The 18,151-nt window shown below is 44.1% G+C and carries 14 protein-coding genes; 10 read left to right on the top strand and 4 right to left on the bottom strand.

Annotation, left to right across the window (positions count from 1 at the left end; all coding sequences use genetic code 11):
* The first annotated feature begins 155 nt into the window (after positions 1-155).
* The 9 genes from V5804_RS05750 (at position 156) to V5804_RS05710 (ending at position 12,170) form a co-directional block, all read left to right on the top strand.
* Entirely contained in the window at positions 156-599 is a 444-nt protein-coding gene (locus V5804_RS05750; protein WP_369590425.1) for a DUF2147 domain-containing protein, read from the top strand.
* A gap of 27 nt (positions 600-626) precedes the next feature.
* A complete protein-coding gene (locus V5804_RS05745) occupies positions 627-3,008 on the top strand; it encodes a 3-hydroxyacyl-CoA dehydrogenase NAD-binding domain-containing protein (RefSeq protein WP_369590424.1) in 2,382 nt (793 codons plus the stop codon).
* Between the two features lie 178 nt (positions 3,009-3,186).
* Positions 3,187-4,365, top strand: coding sequence for an acetyl-CoA C-acyltransferase (locus V5804_RS05740; RefSeq protein ID WP_369590423.1), 1,179 nt, complete (start codon positions 3,187-3,189; stop codon positions 4,363-4,365).
* Between the two features lie 27 nt (positions 4,366-4,392).
* On the top strand, positions 4,393-6,186 hold the full coding sequence (locus tag V5804_RS05735) for an acyl-CoA dehydrogenase family protein (protein WP_369590422.1): 1,794 nt from the start codon (positions 4,393-4,395) through the stop codon (positions 6,184-6,186).
* 40 nt (positions 6,187-6,226) lie between these two features.
* Positions 6,227-8,038: a long-chain fatty acid--CoA ligase gene (locus V5804_RS05730; RefSeq protein WP_369590421.1), complete on the top strand. Its 1,812-nt coding sequence runs from the start codon at positions 6,227-6,229 to the stop codon at positions 8,036-8,038.
* A gap of 78 nt (positions 8,039-8,116) precedes the next feature.
* Entirely contained in the window at positions 8,117-8,887 is a 771-nt protein-coding gene (locus tag V5804_RS05725; RefSeq protein ID WP_369590420.1) for an enoyl-CoA hydratase/isomerase family protein, read from the top strand.
* A 1-nt stretch (position 8,888) separates the two neighbouring features.
* On the top strand, positions 8,889-9,794 hold the full coding sequence (locus V5804_RS05720; RefSeq protein WP_369590419.1) for an SDR family oxidoreductase: 906 nt from the start codon (positions 8,889-8,891) through the stop codon (positions 9,792-9,794).
* Between the two features lie 165 nt (positions 9,795-9,959).
* Complete coding sequence (locus tag V5804_RS05715) at positions 9,960-11,258, top strand: 4Fe-4S dicluster domain-containing protein (RefSeq protein WP_369590418.1); 1,299 nt, start codon at positions 9,960-9,962, stop codon at positions 11,256-11,258.
* A gap of 120 nt (positions 11,259-11,378) precedes the next feature.
* On the top strand, positions 11,379-12,170 hold the full coding sequence (locus V5804_RS05710; RefSeq protein ID WP_369590417.1) for a (Fe-S)-binding protein: 792 nt from the start codon (positions 11,379-11,381) through the stop codon (positions 12,168-12,170).
* 495 nt (positions 12,171-12,665) lie between these two features.
* Here V5804_RS05710 and V5804_RS05705 read toward each other — a convergent pair whose 3' ends face one another.
* Complete coding sequence (locus tag V5804_RS05705) at positions 12,666-13,475, bottom strand: prolyl oligopeptidase family serine peptidase (protein WP_369590416.1); 810 nt, start codon at positions 13,473-13,475, stop codon at positions 12,666-12,668.
* A 225-nt stretch (positions 13,476-13,700) separates the two neighbouring features.
* On the opposite strand from V5804_RS05705, the gene V5804_RS05700 reads away from it, so the two are divergent.
* Positions 13,701-15,890 carry a family 1 glycosylhydrolase gene (locus V5804_RS05700; protein WP_369590415.1) on the top strand — a complete coding sequence of 730 codons (2,190 nt, stop codon included), beginning with the start codon at positions 13,701-13,703 and terminating at the stop codon, positions 15,888-15,890.
* Positions 15,891-15,972: 82 nt separating this feature from the next.
* On the opposite strand, the gene V5804_RS05695 is transcribed toward V5804_RS05700, so the two are convergent.
* The 3 genes from V5804_RS05695 to V5804_RS05685 form a co-directional block, all read right to left on the bottom strand.
* Positions 15,973-16,617: a tetratricopeptide repeat protein gene (locus V5804_RS05695; RefSeq protein WP_369590414.1), complete on the bottom strand. Its 645-nt coding sequence runs from the start codon at positions 16,615-16,617 to the stop codon at positions 15,973-15,975.
* A 6-nt stretch (positions 16,618-16,623) separates the two neighbouring features.
* Positions 16,624-17,124 carry a tetratricopeptide repeat protein gene (locus tag V5804_RS05690; protein WP_369590413.1) on the bottom strand — a complete coding sequence of 167 codons (501 nt, stop codon included), beginning with the start codon at positions 17,122-17,124 and terminating at the stop codon, positions 16,624-16,626.
* A 184-nt stretch (positions 17,125-17,308) separates the two neighbouring features.
* The gene (locus tag V5804_RS05685; protein WP_369590412.1) at positions 17,309-18,148 is read right to left on the bottom strand and encodes an MBL fold metallo-hydrolase; all 840 of its coding nucleotides are present in this window, start codon (positions 18,146-18,148) and stop codon (positions 17,309-17,311) included.
* Positions 18,149-18,151 lie beyond the last annotated feature (3 nt).

Below are 18,151 nucleotides of genomic sequence, written 5' to 3'. Positions count from 1 at the left end.
AAAACCAATAAACCAAATTTTTAAACCAGGCCGGGATTTTTCTTTACCAATGGAAAAACCGAAGTAGCTTTTAAAAGGAGACAGAAACATTACTTCTGGTTAAATCTCCCGTAAAAGATTGTATCTTGATTGCGAAAATTTAAACCTGAACCACTATGCACATCCTTAAAAAAAACCTGTTGTCCTGCTTCATCCTGTTGCTGATTTCTGCCTTTGCTGCAAAAGCACAAACCGACAAAGTGGAAGGGCTTTGGTACAACGATGCCAAAACGGCGAAAGTGCAGATCACCAAGGCTGCCAACGGAAAATTTAACGGTAAAATTATTTGGCTGAAAGACCAATTAGAAAACGGCAAACCACGTACCGACCAGTTAAACCCGGACGAGCAATTGCGCAAAAGGCCGATTTTAGGTTTGAAAATTTTGTCGGATTTTGAGAAAGAAGGCGACGACAAATACGTGGACGGCAAAATATATGACCCCAAAAACGGCAAAACCTACAGTTGCAAAATGACCTACAAAGGCAAAACCTTGGATATCCGCGGTTACATCGGTATCTCTTTGCTGGGTAGGACCACCGTTTGGGAACGGGCAAATTAATTTTCCGCTAAAAATCGACTTAAAAAAATGAATGTTAAACGAACGATAAAAAAAGTTGCCGTGCTTGGTTCCGGTGTGATGGGCAGCCGCATTGCCTGCCATTTTGCCAACATCGGCATCGAAGTTTTATTGCTGGATATGATGCCGAAAGACGCGGTGGCAAACGACCCGAAATCCAAAAATAAGCTGGTAAACGAAGCATTAACGTCGGCTTTAAAATCGAACCCTTCCCCTATTTATTCTAAAAATTTCGCTAAAAATATTTCGACCGGAAATTTTGATGACGACATGCCAAAAATTTCCAACTACGATTGGATCATCGAAGTGGTGGTGGAACGGTTGGACATCAAACAAAAAGTTTTTGAACAGGTAGAAAAATACCGCAAACCCGGCACGCTGATTACTTCCAACACTTCCGGCATTCCAATCCATTTGATGGCTGAAGGACGAAGCGAAGATTTTAAAAAGCATTTCTGCGGAACCCATTTTTTCAACCCGCCACGTTATTTAAAGTTGTTAGAAATTATCCCAACGCCCGATACTTTGCCCGAAGTTGTTGATTTCCTGCTGCATTTTGGCGAGAAGTTTTTGGGCAAAACTACGGTGCTGGCAAAAGATACGCCTGCTTTTATCGGCAACCGAATCGGTGTTTTCAGCATCATGAGCATTTTGCATTTTGCGGATAAAAACGGTTATACGATAGACGAAATTGACAAACTCACCGGCCCAGTAATCGGTCATCCAAAATCGGCCACTTTTCGTACCAGCGATGTGGTTGGTTTAGATACGATGGTTCATGTAGCAAACGGTTTGAGCCAAAATGCACCCAACGACGAAGCGAAAGAACTTTTCCAAATCCCGGAATTTGTAACCAAAATGGCGGCCAATAATTGGCTGGGCAGCAAAACCGGACAAGGTTTTTATCGGAAAGAAAAAGGCAGCGGCGGCAACCAGTTTTTCACGCTTAATCTAAAAACGTTGGAATACGAGCCATCCCAAAAGGTAAAATTTCCTTCGCTCGAAACGACCAAAACCATTGACAATTTAAAAGACCGGATGAAAGTTCTGTTTGCCGCGAAAGACCGGGCAGGCGAATTTTACCGTTCGATATTTTACCAGTTGTTCGCTTATTCCAGCAACCGCATCCCGGAAATTGCCGACGAACTGTACAAAATTGATGCAGCTATGAACGCAGGTTTTGGCTGGGAAATGGGCCCGTTTGAAAAATGGGACGCCTTGGGTGTTGAAGAAACGATCAAGGCGATGGAAGCCCAAGGTTATAAACCGGCACAATGGGTTTATGATATGGTTCAGATTGGCGCCACCAGCTTTTATAAAATCCAGGATGGCAAGCGTTTGTATTTCGATATCAACACAAAAACCTACCAGTTAATCCCCGGAACGGAAGATTTTATTTTGCTGGATAACATCCGCGAAACCAATACGATCTGGAAAAACAGCGGAACCACGATTACGGATATTGGCGATGGCATCCTCAACCTGGAATTTCACACCAAAATGAACACCATTGGCAGCGAAGTAATTGAAGGTATCAACAAAGCAATCACATTGGCCGAGCAAAGTTACCGCGGTTTGGTAATCTCCAACGAAGGGACAAATTTTAGTGCCGGTGCCAATGTTGGGATGATTTTTATGTTTGCGGTGGAGCAGGAATTTGACGAGCTAAACATGGTCATCAAAGCTTTCCAAAATACCATGATGCGGATTCGTTATTCTTCCATTCCTGTTGTTGTCGCGCCGCATCAAATGGCGTTGGGCGGCGGCTGCGAACTGTGTTTACATGCGGATAAAGTGGTGGCACACGCAGAGTTGTACATGGGTTTGGTGGAGTTTGGCGTTGGCTTGATTCCAGGCGGCGGCGGCACAAAAGAATTTGCACTGCGTTTATCGGATGATTTGCAGGATGGCGATGTGGAATTGAACAATTTCCGCGACCGTTTTTTAACCATCGGCCAGGCAAAAGTTTCTACCTCCGCAGAAGAAGCTTTTGAATTGGGCTATTTAAAAAAAGGCCGGGATTTGGTGGTTATTTCAAGAAACCGGCTTTTATCCGAAGCAAAAAAACAATGTTTGCTGCTGGCCGACGAAGGTTACGTGCAGCCGCTTCAACGTAAAAACATCAAGGTTTTGGGCAAGCAGGCATTGGGTTTGGGTTACGTTGGCGCGAATACGATGTTCAGTGGAAATTACATCAGCGAACATGATGTTAAAATCTCGCAAAAGCTGGCTTATGTGTTGGCTGGCGGCGACCTCTCTCAACCCACATTAGTAAGCGAAGATTATTTATTGACGCTGGAACGCGAAGCTTTTGTTTCGCTTTGCGCAGAACGAAAAACGCTGGAACGCATCCAATCCATATTAACAGGCGGAAAAGTATTAAGAAATTAAGGGCTTGTTTAAATTTATACCAGAAAAAAATGTTAATGCTTCTTTTACCACCTAAAAATTGGTGGTTGCATCAACCTAAAAAAATCAGAAACCAATTGCCCACCAATTTTTAGGTGGTAAAAGAAGCATCGAAAAATAAACGAACAAAATTTAAACAGGCTTTATAAGCAAAGAAAAAATGAATGCATATATAGTAGCGGCTTGCCGCAGTGCCGTTGGAAAAGCCACACGCGGCGGTTTTAGGTTTACCCGGCCGGATAATTTGGCGGCAGACGTGATCCGGCAACTGGTTGCATTGGTGCCCAACGTGGACAAAGAGCAAATTGACGATGTGATTGTGGGAAACGCCACGCCGGAAGCAGAACAAGGTTTAAACGTTGCGCGCCTAATTTCGTTGATGGCGCTGGATACCGATAAAGTTCCGGGCATGACGGTGAACCGTTATTGCGCTTCGGGCTTGGAAACGATTGCGATTGCTTCGGCAAAAATCCACAGTGGCATCAGCGATTGCATCATTGCCGGTGGCGTGGAAAGCATGAGCTTGTTGCCTTTTGGCGGCTGGCGGATTGTGCCAAACGTGGATGTTGCCCTCGCCCACCCGGATTATTATTGGGGAATGGGTTTAACGGCAGAAGCGGTTGCAAAAGAATACAACATCAGTCGCGAAGAGCAGGACCAGTTTGCTTTTAACTCGCACCAAAAAGCTATCAGCGCAATTGAGAACGGGCGGTTTAAAGACCAGATCGTACCGGTAAATGTTTCAGAAACTTATGTTGACGAAGACGGCAAACGCAAAAAAAGGGAATTTACCGTAGCAACCGATGAAGGCCCAAGAGCTGATACTTCCATCGAAGCTTTAGCCAAATTGAAACCTGTTTTTGATGCGAAAGGGTTGGTTACGGCCGGCAATTCTTCCCAAACCAGCGATGGTGCAGCTTTTGTGATGGTGGTGAGCGAACGGTTTATGAAAGAAAACAACTTGACACCAATTGCCCGAATGGTAAACTATGCCGTTGCTGCCGTTCCGCCGCGGATTATGGGCATCGGGCCGTTGCTGGCGATACCGAAAGTTTTGAAAATGGCAGGCATGAAGCAGGACGATATGGATTTAATCGAGCTAAACGAAGCATTCGCTTCACAATCTTTGGCCATTATTAAAGGGTTGGATTTGAACCCGGAGATATTGAACGTGAACGGCGGCGCCATCGCTTTAGGGCATCCGCTGGGTTGCAGCGGCGCGAAACTATCCGTCCAGATTTTTGATGAGTTGAAAAAAAGGGACAAAAAATACGGCATGGTTACGATGTGCGTAGGCACCGGACAAGGCGCGGCAGGCATATTCGAGTTATTAAATTGATCAAGAAAAATAGGAGATAAAAACAGCATGAACACAGCAACAGAAAAAAAGCAAATAAAAGGCGGCGAGTTTTTGGTTAAAGAAACTTTGGCAGAAGATATATTCATTCCCGAAAATTGGGACGAAGAGCAGTTGATGATTGCGCAAACCTGCCAGGATTTTGTGGAGCAGAAAGTTGTTCCGAATATGGTCAGAATTGATGCACAGGAAGAAGGTTTGATGGTGAGTTTGGTGGAACAGGCCGGCGAACTGGGCATTCTCGGCGTTTCCATCCCTGAAGAATATGGCGGTTTTGGCAAAGATTTCACAACCGCTATGTTGGTGAGCGAAAAAACCGGTCCCGGCGCTTCCTTTTCTGTTGCCGTAATGGCGCATACCGGCATCGGCACGTTGCCCATTTTGTATTACGGGAATGAAGAACAAAAAGCCAAATACATTCCAAAATTGGCTTCGGGCGAGTGGAAAGGTGCGTATTGTTTGACCGAACCAAGTGCCGGCTCTGATGCAAACTCCGGCAAAACCCGCGCTACGCTTTCTGCCGATGGCAAAAATTACATCGTAAACGGCCAGAAAATGTGGATCACCAATGCAGGTTTTGCCGATGTGTTTACAGTTTTTGCCAAGATTGATGACGACGAAAACCTAAGCGCGTTCATCATCGAAAAAGGTTATGAAGGATTGTCCCTCAACCCGGAAGAACATAAAATGGGCATTAAAGGAAGCTCGACCCGCCAGGTGTTTTTTAACGATTGCAAAGTTCCGGTAGAAAACCTGCTTTCCGAAAGAGGGAATGGCTTTAAAATCGCGGTTAATATTTTAAACTTGGGCAGGATTAAGTTGGGCGGTGCTGCTTTGGGCGCTTCAAAATCGGTCATCACCAGTTCTGTTAAATATGCCAATGAGCGTGAGCAGTTTGGCCGTTCTATCGCTAAATATGGCGCCATCCGGTACAAATTGGCCGAACAGGTGATCCGTGCCTACGCTGCCGAAGCCGCCATGTACCGCGCCAGCCAAAACATTGAGGATGCTATCCATGGCATGATCGAAAACGGCATGGAGCCATCCAAAGCCAAGCTCAAAGGCACCGAACTTTTTGCCATCGAAGCAGCCATCATCAAAGTTCACGCTTCGGAAGCGTTAGATTATATTGTGGATGAAGGCGTGCAAATTTATGGTGGAATGGGCTACAGCGCCGAAGCGCCGATGGATCGTGCGTATCGCGACAGCCGCATTAACCGCATTTTTGAAGGCACGAACGAGATCAACCGGATGTTGACGGTGGACATGATTTTGAAACGTGCAATGAAAGGTGAACTGGATTTGATGGGGCCGGCACAAAAAGTAGCTTCCGAACTGATGAGCATCCCTGATTTTGGCGCTTCGGAAGATGATTTCTTCACCAAAGAAAAAAAATATGTCGGCAATTTTAAGAAGGCAGTTTTATTGGTTGCCGGTGCTGCCGTACAAAAGCTGATGACCAATTTGGCCAAAGAACAGGAAGTTTTGATGAACCTGGCCGATATGCTGATCGAAACTTACGTGAGCGAATCGTTGCAGTTGCGGGTTGAAAAACTGGCCGGACAGCGCGGCGAAGCAGCGATTGAGGAGCAGATTGACATGATGCAGGTTTATGTTCGGGATGCGGCCGATAAAATTTTTAAATCCGGAAAAGAAGCTTTAAACGCTTTTGCCGAAGGCGACGAACGCCGCATGATGATGGTTGGTTTAAAACGTTTCACCAAAACCGAAGACATCAACACCACGGCAGCGCGCCGACGGATTGCAGCGAAATTGATCGGCCAAAACAAATACTGTTTTTAGCACCTAAAAATGAATGTCTAATTAAAATTTAGCGATTCCCATGAAAAAGGCAGCACGGTTATTTGATTGTTTAGAAGCACAGCAGCAGGAGCCAAAACCCGATTTTTTGAACGCCAAAATCAACGGCGAATGGAAATCGTACAGCACGGCCGAGGTGCACGAGAAAATCTATCAGTTGGCCGCTGCTTTGCTCGACATGGGAATTTCGCCGGGCGATGGCAGTGTTGATGGCCGCAGCAAAGTAGGCCTCATCAGCAACAGCAGGCCCGAATGGTTGATGACCGATTTGGCAGTACAATTGATTGGCGGGATTTTGGTGCCGCTTTATCCAAATACCAGTACAAAAGAAATGGAGCAGATTTTGGCAGAAGCCGAAGTTGCCTGCATTTTCGTAAGCGATGCCGAACTTTGCGCCAAAGTAACAGCGGTTCAAAAAAACGTACCGACGCTAAAAACCATCGTTTCGTTTGATAAAATTACGGATTGCGTTCACTTTGAAAGTTTGCTGAAACCAATCAGCGAGATTGAGAAAAAGCGGATATCGGCCATCTCAAATAGCATCACCGAAAACGATGTAACTACCATTATTTTCACGTCGGGCACAACCGGCCGGCCAAAAGGCGTAATGTTGACGCACAAAAATATTGTAAGTAATGTGGTTGGTTCAGGCAAAGTATTGTTGCAGATTCCGGTCGTTAACAAACGCGCGCTCAGCTTTTTACCCCTCAACCACATCTTCGAAAAGATGGTTACCTATATCTACCTTTTTTACGGCTACTCCATTTACTACGCCGAAAATATGGACACGATTGGTGCCAATATGCGCGAAATAAAACCCAATCTTTTTACCGCCGTGCCGAGGTTGCTTGAAAAAGTGTTTGAAAAAATCGTGATCGAAGGACAGAAACTTTCGGGCATTAAAAAGAGTATTTTCCTGTGGTCAATTAAAGAGGCAGAACAATTTGAAAATACCGGAACCAGCCTGTGGTACAAAACCAAACTCGCCATCGCCGATAAATTGGTTTACAGCAAGTGGCGCGCTGCTTTAGGCGGCGAAGTGAAAGCCATTATTTTGGGCAGTTCCGCTTGTCCGGTACGGCTCGAAAAAATATTTACCGCAGCCAAAATTGTGATTTTAGAAGGTTACGGATTGACGGAAACTTCGCCGGTAATTACCGTAAACCAATATCAGGTGAAAGGCAGAAGGTTTGGAACAGTTGGGCTTTTGCTGGAAGATGTGCAGGTAAAAATAGCATCCGACGGCGAAATTTTGTGCAAAGGACCAAACATCATGCTGGGTTATTACAAAAACTCGGAATTAACAGCCGAAGTTTTGGCGGACGGCTGGTTCCATACCGGCGACATCGGACAGGTTGATCAGGACAATTTCCTCAAAATAACCGACCGCAAAAAAGAGATCTTTAAAACTTCCGGCGGGAAATACGTTGCGCCCGTGCCAATTGAAAACCGGATGAAAGAAAGCCCTTTGATCGAGCAAATGATGGTCATCGGTGCCGAAAGAAAATTCACTTCGGCCTTGATCGTGCCTTCTTATCCAAACTTAAAATTGTGGTGCGAACAGCAGAACTTTGATTTTACTTCGGCTCGTCAAATTGTTGAACAGGATCAGGTTATCGTTTTGTACCAATCCGTTGTTGATTCTTTTAATGCCGAATTTAACCATGTGGAACAGGTGAAAAAATTCAAACTGCTTTCCGAAGAATGGACGATCAACGGCGGGGAATTAACGCCCACCGGAAAAATGAAACGCCGCGTGATCATGGAAAAATACAAACAGGAAATTGAGCATTTGTATCAAACTGATACTGTAAAAGCTACGGTTGCACATTAAATTTCGCATACTTCTTTTATCACCCTAAAATTAGTGGCATAAAAGAAGCATTGTTCTTTTTGCTGAAAAATCATCGCCATGAAAACTTTAGAAATCAATATTGAAAATAACCTTGCTGTGGTTGCATTAAACCGCGGCCGTTCTAATCCCATCAATCTGGAGATGGTTTTGGAACTGATTTCAGCAGTAAAAGAACTGGAAGCGAACGATGAAGTTGAAGGTTTGATCATCAGCGGAAAAGAAGGGTTTTTCTCCGCAGGAATTGACCTGATCGAAGTTTACCATTACAACGAGCAGCAAAGCAAAGATTTTTGGACGAATTTCCTGCTGATGCAAACCACGCTGGTCAGTTTCAAAAAGCCTTACGTAGCGGCAATTACTGGCCATAGTCCGGCTGGCGGTTGTATTATTGCGCTTTGTGCCGATTACCGTGTGATGGCGAAAGGCAGTTTTATCATTGGTTTGAATGAAATTCCGGTTGGAATCATTGTTCCCGAAGCCGTTTTCCATTTATATTCTTTTTGGCTGGGAAAACGCAAAGCTTACCAATATTTGCTGGAAGGAAAACTATTAAATGTTGATGAAGCGTTGCAGGAAGGATTGGTTGATGAAATAGTTGAACCCATTGATGTTCTGACAGTTGCGAAGAAGAAGCTAAAGGTTTATATGAAGATGAATCCTGAAACTTGGCGCCAAAGCAAATTGAATTTAAGAAAAGAACTGATTAGTCAAATGCAAACCGACCAAAGCGAAACTTTGAACAAAATGCTGGAAAAATGGTGGTCGTCCGAAACACGTTTATCTTTGCAAAAAGTAATTGACCAGCTTACCAAATCCGTAAAAAATTAAAATGGAAATTCCTGTAAATAAAAGTTTGGGCGATGCCGAAAAAGGAATGCTGCGGGATGATGCTTTCAAAGGGAAAACCATCATCATTACCGGCGGCGGAACGGGATTGGGCAAAGCCATGGGAACTTACTTTTTAAAGCTCGGCGCTAACTTAATCATCACCAGCAGAAAGTTGGACGTTCTCCAAAAAACCGCTGCAGAAATGGAAACCGAAATCGGAGGCAAAGTTTTAGCTTTGGCCTGCGATGTTCGTCGTTATGAGGAAGTTGAAAAGGTTTTCCAGGAAGCGGTTGCCAAATTTGGCCAGGTAAACGCAGTAGTGAACAACGCGGCCGGAAATTTTATTTCTCCTACAGAACGGCTTTCGGCCAATGCTTTTTCTACCATCATTGATATTGTGTTAAAAGGTTCGGTCAATTGTTCTTTGGCTGCAGGAAAATATTGGATCAAAGAAAAAATGCCGGGCAATATTTTAAATATCATTACCACTTACGCTTTTACCGGTTCGGCTTATGTCGTTCCTTCGGCTTGTGCCAAAGGCGGCGTGCTGGCCTTGACGCGTTCTTTGGCGGCAGAATGGGGCCGGCATCAAATCAGAACCAACGCCATTGCGCCCGGCCCGTTTCCAACCAAAGGTGCCTGGGAAAGGTTGTTGCCGGGGGAAATGGCAGAAAAGTTTGATTTTAAAAACCGCGTTCCGCTGAAACGGGTTGGCCAGCAACAGGAAATTGCCAACCTGGCTGCCTTTTTAATTTCTGATTATTCTGCTTACATCAACGGCGATGTGGTTACGATTGATGGCGGCGAGTGGCTGCAAGGTGCCGGGCAATTTAACGGCTTGGAAATGGTTACCGATGAAATGTGGGACGGCATCGAACAATTAACGCGTGCCGCAAAAGGCAGCTAATAAATTATATTTTTGTTGAACAACACCGATGCTTCTTTTACCATATAAATTTTGGTGCGTGTATTAATTTTCATCAACCAAAAAATAAATGTTCACCAATTTTTAGGTGATAAAAGAAGCATTTGAACTTTATAAAAAAATCCAAACAGGCCCTAAATAAATTTCATGATTGCACAATTGATCTTTCTAATCCTGCTGGCCGCAGCGGTATTTTTATTTAGCAAAAATGCCGGAAAAATACGGCGTAATATTTTGTTGGGAAAAGATGCCGACCGCAGCGACCAACCCGCATTGCGTTGGAAAACCATGGCAAAAGTAGCATTAGGACAAAGTAAAATGGGCAAACGCCCAGTTGCGGCCTTGATGCACTTGTTTATTTATGTTGGTTTCGTCATCATCAACATCGAAGTTCTGGAGATTATGATTGACGGCCTTTTTGGTTCGCACCGTGTTTTTTCCCGTCCGTTGGGCAGTTTGTATGGCTTGCTGATTGGCGGTTTTGAAATCTTGGCGTTATTGGTCTTGGTTTCTTGCGTAGTGTTTTTATCCCGAAGAAATCTGCTAAAATTAAAACGTTTTCAAGGCCCGGAAATGAAGGAATGGCCGCGTTCTGATGCCAATTATATCCTTTTCATCGAAATATTGTTGATGACTGCTTTTCTCACCATGAACGCAGCCGATTACAAACTGCAAGCCTTGCATTTCGGACATTATATCAAAGCCGGCAGTTTCCCGGTCAGTGCTTTGATTGCCCCGCTCCTGCCTTCCAGCGCCAGTTCGCTGGTGATGATCGAACGCGGTTGCTGGTGGTTCCACATCATCGGTATTTTGGCTTTTTTAAATTACCTGCCCTACTCCAAGCATTTCCACATTTTGCTGGCTTTTCCGAACACGTATTATTCCAAGCTTTCGCCCAAAGGCCAGTTCAGCAATATGGCTTCGGTTACCAATGAAGTAAAAGCGATGGTTGACCCTTCTTTCGTTCCGGCAGCTACCGAGCCCGGCCGTTTTGGCGCAAAAGATGCAACTGACCTCACCTGGAAAAACCTGATGGATGCCTACACCTGTACTGAATGCGGGCGTTGCACCAGTGTTTGTCCGGCCAATATGACGGGCAAACTACTTTCGCCGCGCAAAATTATGATGGATACGCGCGACCGGATTACGGAAATCGGCAACAATCTGGATAAACAGGGAAAGGACTTCCAGGACAATAAAACCTTGTTAGACGATTACATTTCGCGCGAAGAACTTTGGGCCTGCACCACTTGCAACGCTTGTACCGAAGCTTGTCCGGTAAACATTGACCCACTCAATATCATTATCCAAATGCGGCAGTTTATTGTAATGGAAGAATCGCAGGCACCGGCAAGTTTGAACAATATGTTCGGCAATGTAGAAAATAACGGTGCGCCATGGAAATATTCAAATGCGGATCGCCTCAATTGGGCAGAGAGTGATTAGTTTATGGTTCATGGATCATAGTAAGAATTTGCTAAGCCTTGAACCACGCTCTTCATATGAACCGTCAGCTATCCTCCATGAACTATTGCCCATGAACCTTTAACCATTAACTAAAAAACCATGAACGAACTACATATCCCAACCATGGCGCAAATGGCAGCCGAAGGCAAAACGCCGGAAATATTATTTTGGGTGGGCTGCGCCGGAAGTTTTGACGAACGTGCACAAAAAATCACGAGAAGCATTTGCAAGATTTTGCAACATGTTGGCCTAAGTTATGCCGTTTTGGGAACCGAAGAAAGCTGCACCGGCGACCCGGCAAAACGTTCGGGGAACGAGTTTTTGTTCCAGATGCAAGCTTTGACCAACATTGAAGTTTTGAATGCTTACGAAGTTAAAAAGATCGTAACCGGTTGTCCGCATTGTTTTAATACATTAAAGAATGAGTATCCAAATTTGGGCGGTAATTATGAAGTGATCCATCATACCGAGTTGATCCAACAATTGATTAATGAAGGAAAATTAAAAACCGAAGACGGCGAAAGTTTTAAAGGCAAACGCATTACCTACCACGATGCCTGCTACTTAGGCCGCGGCAACAACATTTACGAAGCGCCCAGAAGTGCGTTGCAGGTTTTGGACGCCGAACTGGTAGAAATGAAACGCTGCCGCAGCAACGGTTTGTGCTGCGGCGCAGGCGGCGCGCAAATGTTTAAAGAAGCCGAACCGGGAAAAAAAGAAATCAACATCGAACGGATTGAAGATGCGATTGAAGCCAAAGCGCAAATCGTTGCTTCGGCCTGCCCTTTTTGCATGACAATGTTGCGCGATGGTGTAAAAATCAAAGAAAAAGAACAGGAAATCCAGGTTTTGGATATTGCCGAAATTACGGTGCGGGCAAATGGATTGTGAAGTTAAATACGGAATGCTTCTTTTATCGGCATAAATTTTATCTGCATAAAAGAAGTATGCTGTTGTTCTGATTTTTGCTGTCATTTCGACCGTAGGGAGAAATCTTCTTCGAACTATTTTCTTTATACGTTCTTTTTGCTTGAACAAAAAGAACCAAAAATTCAAGAATGCCGGATCGCCTCCGGGCGGCATTCCTCCCCTCGCTCCCGGGCGCATACCTTGCAAGTTTCTCTGCCATTTCAACAAGAACTGCTTTCTCAATCCACCTAATTTATACAGGTAAAAGAAGCATGGAAAAAACATCCTTTAAAAGCGTAAAATAACGACCAAACATTCCGAAGCGGCAAATCGTCGCCCTGGTGCGGGAAGGCCGACAAAACGCCCGGAGGGATCGGGTTTGTCTTGAATTTTTGGTTCTTTTTGTTCAAGCAAAAAGAACGTTAAAGCAAACAACGAAAGGTTGTCAGCATACCGTTGAGATAACAAAACGTAACCCTACTTCATCTGTTCCTTAATAAAAGCAATCGCCTTTGCATAAGTATCCTGCAACTCGCTGCCGCGCCAGCCATGGCCTTTTCCGGGATAAATAACGTAACTTGATGGCACATTGGCCTGCTTCAACTTCACATTCAAACTGTCGCTTTCCCGGATCGGCACAATCGGATCAGCAGTTCCATGAAAAATAATCGTAGCCGGGCTTTTCTTGTCTACGTGGTAAACTGCACTGGCATCTGCATAAACACTTGGAATTGCTGTGGGAACGCCGTTCATCAACCCAGCCAGTTCGTGGTGCGCCCGGTACAAATCAACCATATCGGCGGGGCCAAACAAATCAACCACTACTTTTACTTCGTGTTTTGGATCGTGGATAAACCCCTCTACCAAAACCAATTGCGCGCCTGCACTTTCGCCCAGCAAAATCAACTGCTTTTTATCAATGTGGTAATCTTTTGCTTTGTCTTTGATAAAAGCAACCGCTTTGTCAATGTCGTCAATTTGCGCCGGCCAGGGGTTGCTCATAGTTTGCCGGTTGGCCAAACGGTAGTTTAAGTTGAAGATGGCATAATCAGGAAAGGCTTTTTGCAGCGGCCTCAGCCAATGCGCCATGTTTAGTTTATCGCCTGCAACCCAGCTCCCGCCATGGATCAAAATGATGGCAGGCGTTTTGCCTTTTTCTTGTTTCGGCAGATAAACGTCCATCTTTTGCCTTGCATCATCGCCATAAGCCACCTCTTTGTTGAAGGTTAGTGCCGATGCCATTTGCCAGCCAATCATCAAACTTAATATGGAAACTAAATTTTTCATAGATACAAACCGTTTTTTCGATACTTCTTTTATGCCTTAAAAAACCGTGCCGAACAGGCTGGCTAAACGTTTCCGTCATGCTTATTTTATGGCATCTTTTTTAGTGAAGTTAATCTTTAACATCCGGCAGGCAGTTTTCCACATCCGCCTTTTTAAAAAACCAAAAGTTATTTTATAAGTTAAATATTATAATGTACCAGATAAACACTTAAAAACAGGGGCGTTATGCTTACACAAAGACCAATAGAAATTTGGGGCGGGATTGAAGGGACCATCAACCGCGTTGGAGATAATTACATTGACCAGTCGGAGTTTTCCGGCCATTACAACCGTGAAACGGATATAGATTTAATCGCTTCTTTGGGCATCAAAATGTTGCGCTACCCGGTTTTGTGGGAGAAACATCAGCCTGAAAAAAACACAGAAATAGACTGGGGTTTTGTTGAACGAAATCTGCTCCGGTTAAAAGAACTGAACGTAGAACCGATTGCCGGTTTGGTACACCACGGCAGCGGGCCAACATTTGTCAGTTTTTTTGACGGCAGTTTTGAGCAAGGCGTTGCTGATTATGCAAGGCTTGTGGCTACAAAATTTCCCTGGCTCGAATATTATACACCGGTAAACGAACCTTTAACTACCGCACGTTTTTGCGGTTTGTACGGCCATTGGTATCCACACGAAAAAGACGCATACTCTTTTTACCGGGTACTTTTAAGCGAATGCAAAGCAACCATCATGGCGATGGCGGCCATCCGGGAAGTAAACCCGAATGCAAAACTGATCCAGACGGAAGATTTAGGAAAAGTTTACAGCACGCCGTTGTTGAAGTACCAGGCTGATTTTGAAAACGAACGCCGCTGGCTTTCTTACGATTTGCTCACCGGAACGCTTACTTCGGACAAAACAATGTACAGGTTCCTCATCGGGATGGGGTTTAAAAATGAGGATTTGGATTACTTTTTAGAGAATCCTTGCAAACCGGAAGTGGTCGGCTTTAATTACTACATCACTTCCGAACGTTATTTGGACGAGGACCTGCAAAAGTATCCGCAGCACGTTCATGGCGGAAACGGACGTCATCAATATGCTGATGTTGAAGTTGTCAGGGTTCCATATCCGCACGAAACCGGCCTTTCTGTGTTACTAAAAGAAGCTTGGGAAAGGTATAAATTACCGCTTGCCATTACCGAATGCCATTTGCATTGTACCCGCGAAGAACAAATGCGCTGGTTTTATGAAGTTTGGGAAACGGCAAACCAGTTGCAAGCCGATGGCGTGGACATCCGCGCTTTAACAGCCTGGGCTATTTTAGGCACTTATGGCTGGAACAGCCTGGTTACAAAACCTTGGGGCTTGTACGAACCGGGCGTATTCAACCTTCGTTCCGGCAAACCACGGCCTACGGCGATGGTTAAACTGATACAGGAACTGGCCCGGAATCAAAAGTACCGGCAACCTGTTTTGGAAACGCCGGGCTGGTGGAAACAGGAAAAAAGGATTGCTTATCCTGACGCCAACGTTTTTAGGATCAACCCTGTCAAACCTTCATCCCACTGTCGCCCGATTTTGGTTTTAGGCCGATTTGCTTCTTTAGAAACTGGGTTTGAAAAGATTTGCTCGGACAGAAATATTAATTGTGTTGTTCATCATCAAATTGGTATGATTGATCAAGTTGAACTGGGACAATTAATCCAGAGATTGAACCCTTGGGCGATCATTAACTTGCAGGAATATGCGGATGTGGGGCAGGCAGAACAAAACCCGGAAAATTGCTTCAAAATAAATACTGACGCAATTTTGCTTTTGGCCGAGGCCTGCAAAAAGAACACAATTAAACTGGTTACTTTTTCTTCTGCATTGGTTTTTAACGGAGAAAAAGAAGAAGCTTATTTAGAAAATGATACCGTTTCTCCTTTAAATATTTTTGGCCAAAGCAAAGCAAAGGCAGAAGAAATGTTGCTGCAACATTTTCCCGAAACCCTGATTGTCCGGGTTGGAAAGTTGTTCAGTCCCTGGGAAAATAAAAGCTTTATTTCGAGAATTTTAAACCGGATCAAGGAAGGAAGCACAGTTGTAGCAGCAAACGATAACTTAATTTCGCTGACCTACGTTCCGGATTTGGTGCACGAAACTTTAAACATTTTGCTGGACGACGAATGCGGCATTGTCCACGCAACCAACCAAGGTCAAACCACGGATGCCAACTTGGCCCGAAAAGCAGCGCAATTTGCCCGATTGGACGATATTTTGGTGCAAGGCATGCCCACAGCAAAACTACAGCAAAAAATACCCGCACCTCAAAATGCTGCGCTGCGAAGCGAAAAAGGTATTTTACTGCCCGAATTTGAAAGTGCCTTAAAACACTATTTGGAAGTTACCGACCAGGTATTTTTAGCAGACAAAATAGCGGTGTAAACATTTGAATGCTTCTTTTACCGGCATAAATTTGGCCTCCACCAAAAAAATGCTGGTAAAAGAAGCATCCTGTTGCGGCAGCTTACCTGCTTAGTTCTTCGATCCGGCTTCGTGTAAAATCTACATAAACCTGCTCTTTTACAGGCGGTTTTGCCTTGAGATATTTCTTGTAAAACTTTACGGCATTGGCTTTATCGTGCAGCCCTTTGTCATACAATCCGGCCAAATTATAATACGTAATGGCTTTCTCTTTAAAAAACAAGCCTTTTTGGTAAGCCAAAGCTTCGTTTTTAAATTGTTTGTTTAAGTCGTAGGTATCGGCCAGCTCATCATAATACACATCCGTGTTGGGCGAAATGGCTTCCATCAGCGTTTTGTTGTAATATTCTACCGCTTGTTTGTACCGCTTCAATGCCTTAAAACTTCTGGCCGATAAATAGCTGATCCGTTCCGTTTGTGCATCGGAAGGCATCGCCAAAAAAGTTTCCAAGGCACAATTGTAATTTTTGACCATAAAATAAGAAGTGCCCAGCATGTTCTGCACTTCCAAAGAAACATCGTTAAGCCCGATTATTTTTAAACAAGCGTTAATGGTTTCTTTAAACCGATCATTAACGTAAGTAAGTTTGGCCAAAGTCCGCAACAAAAGCAAATTGGTAGAATCGGCTTGCAAAGCGCTTTTCAACACAGGTTCTGCTTCTTTAGGCCGTTTTTGGTTGATGAGCATCAAACTTTAATCTGCCGCTACGTCCGCTTCTTCCGGGTTTAGTTGATTTGCCGTTTTCCAGTTGGCAATGGCTTTTTCAGTTTCACCTTTGTCCGAATACAATCTCCCCAATTGCTTGTACACCGAAAAATTAGTTTTATCCAATGCAATCACTTTTTCGTAATAAAACAACGCCTTGCTGTTGTTTTCCCGCCTGATTTGGATACTGGCCAGGTTTAACAAAACAGGAATACTGGCAGAATCCTGCTGATAAATACGCAAATAATAGCTTTCGGCGTCCAACAATTTCCCGGCCATTTGACTGGCATAGGCAAAACGGCCAAGCACTTTTAAATCGGTAACCGGTTCGGGATAATTTTTTTTCAGGTAACCCACCGCTTCTGCGTAACGCTGGTTTTGATACAAATCAATCAAAACAGCATCGTTTGGCGTGTTTGTTTGCGCTTTTATTTCATTTTTGAAAATCAAAAATGCAGCCGTAAACAACAAAAAAGTAAAGGTTTTCATAAAGCAGGATTAATTTAACTAAGCTATTAGTTAAATTGCGTTTTTCAAAATTTAATTTGAGTTTTTTGTTGATGCTTCTTTTACCATACTTTTTTTGATATTGGTTCTTTTGGCGATCCTTAAAAATCAAAAACGACAATTGCTTTTGCCAAAAAACAACCGGTAAAAGGAGTATTTGCCCAGATCAAAATAACGACAATTGCATTTTCGATTGCTCTTTTGCGGTTGGTTTGTTTGAGGTTTGTTTTTTTACAAACGATCCGTCTATTAAATAAACCGCCGTTTCTGCATCGCGCGAAGCCACAATAATTTCTGTCCCATTGGCACAACATTCAAACAGTTGCTGCACTAATTTTGGGCAATTGTTGTCTTTTGAGAGGTGCGACAACAGTAAATGACCCATAAAATCCGGCTTGTGTTCCTTGAAAACCTGCAAAGCCTGCGCATTGGATAAATGCCCTTTTCCGCCGCGGATGCGGTGTTTTAAATGGTAAGGATAACGGCCGTTCACCAGCATTTCGTCATCGTAATTGGCTTCCAAAAAAGCGGCATGGCATTGTTTAAAATGATGGATGAGTTGCTTGCAGGCGAAACCAATATCGGTAAAAATGCCAACTTTGATATGGTTGCAGCCAATCACAAAACTGTGCGGCTCGATGGCATCATGCAGTTTTGGGAAAGCTAAAATTTCCAGCCCGCCAATTTGTACTGGTCTCGTGGCGCAAAAAGGTTTGGTCAGGTGTTTTTCCAAAGCCAAACGGCTGTTCAGTTTTGTTTTTGGGGTGATGTAAACCGGCAGGCTGTATTTGCGCGACAACACTTCTACGCCTCGGATATGATCGGCATGTTCGTGGGAAATAAAAATGGCCTTTACTTTATCAAAACCCAAACCCAAACGTTTCATCCGTTTTTCGGTTTCCAAACACGAAATCCCGGCATCTACCAACACGGCTTCCTGCGCGTTGCCGATGTAATAACAGTTGCCGTTGCTGCCCGAATTTAAGGAGGAAATGAATAAAGACATGGA

This window comes from Mucilaginibacter sp. (genome assembly GCF_041088075.1).
Classification (GTDB): Bacteria; Bacteroidota; Bacteroidia; order Sphingobacteriales; family Sphingobacteriaceae; genus Mucilaginibacter_A.
This window is presented reverse-complemented; position numbering and strand designations above follow the sequence as displayed.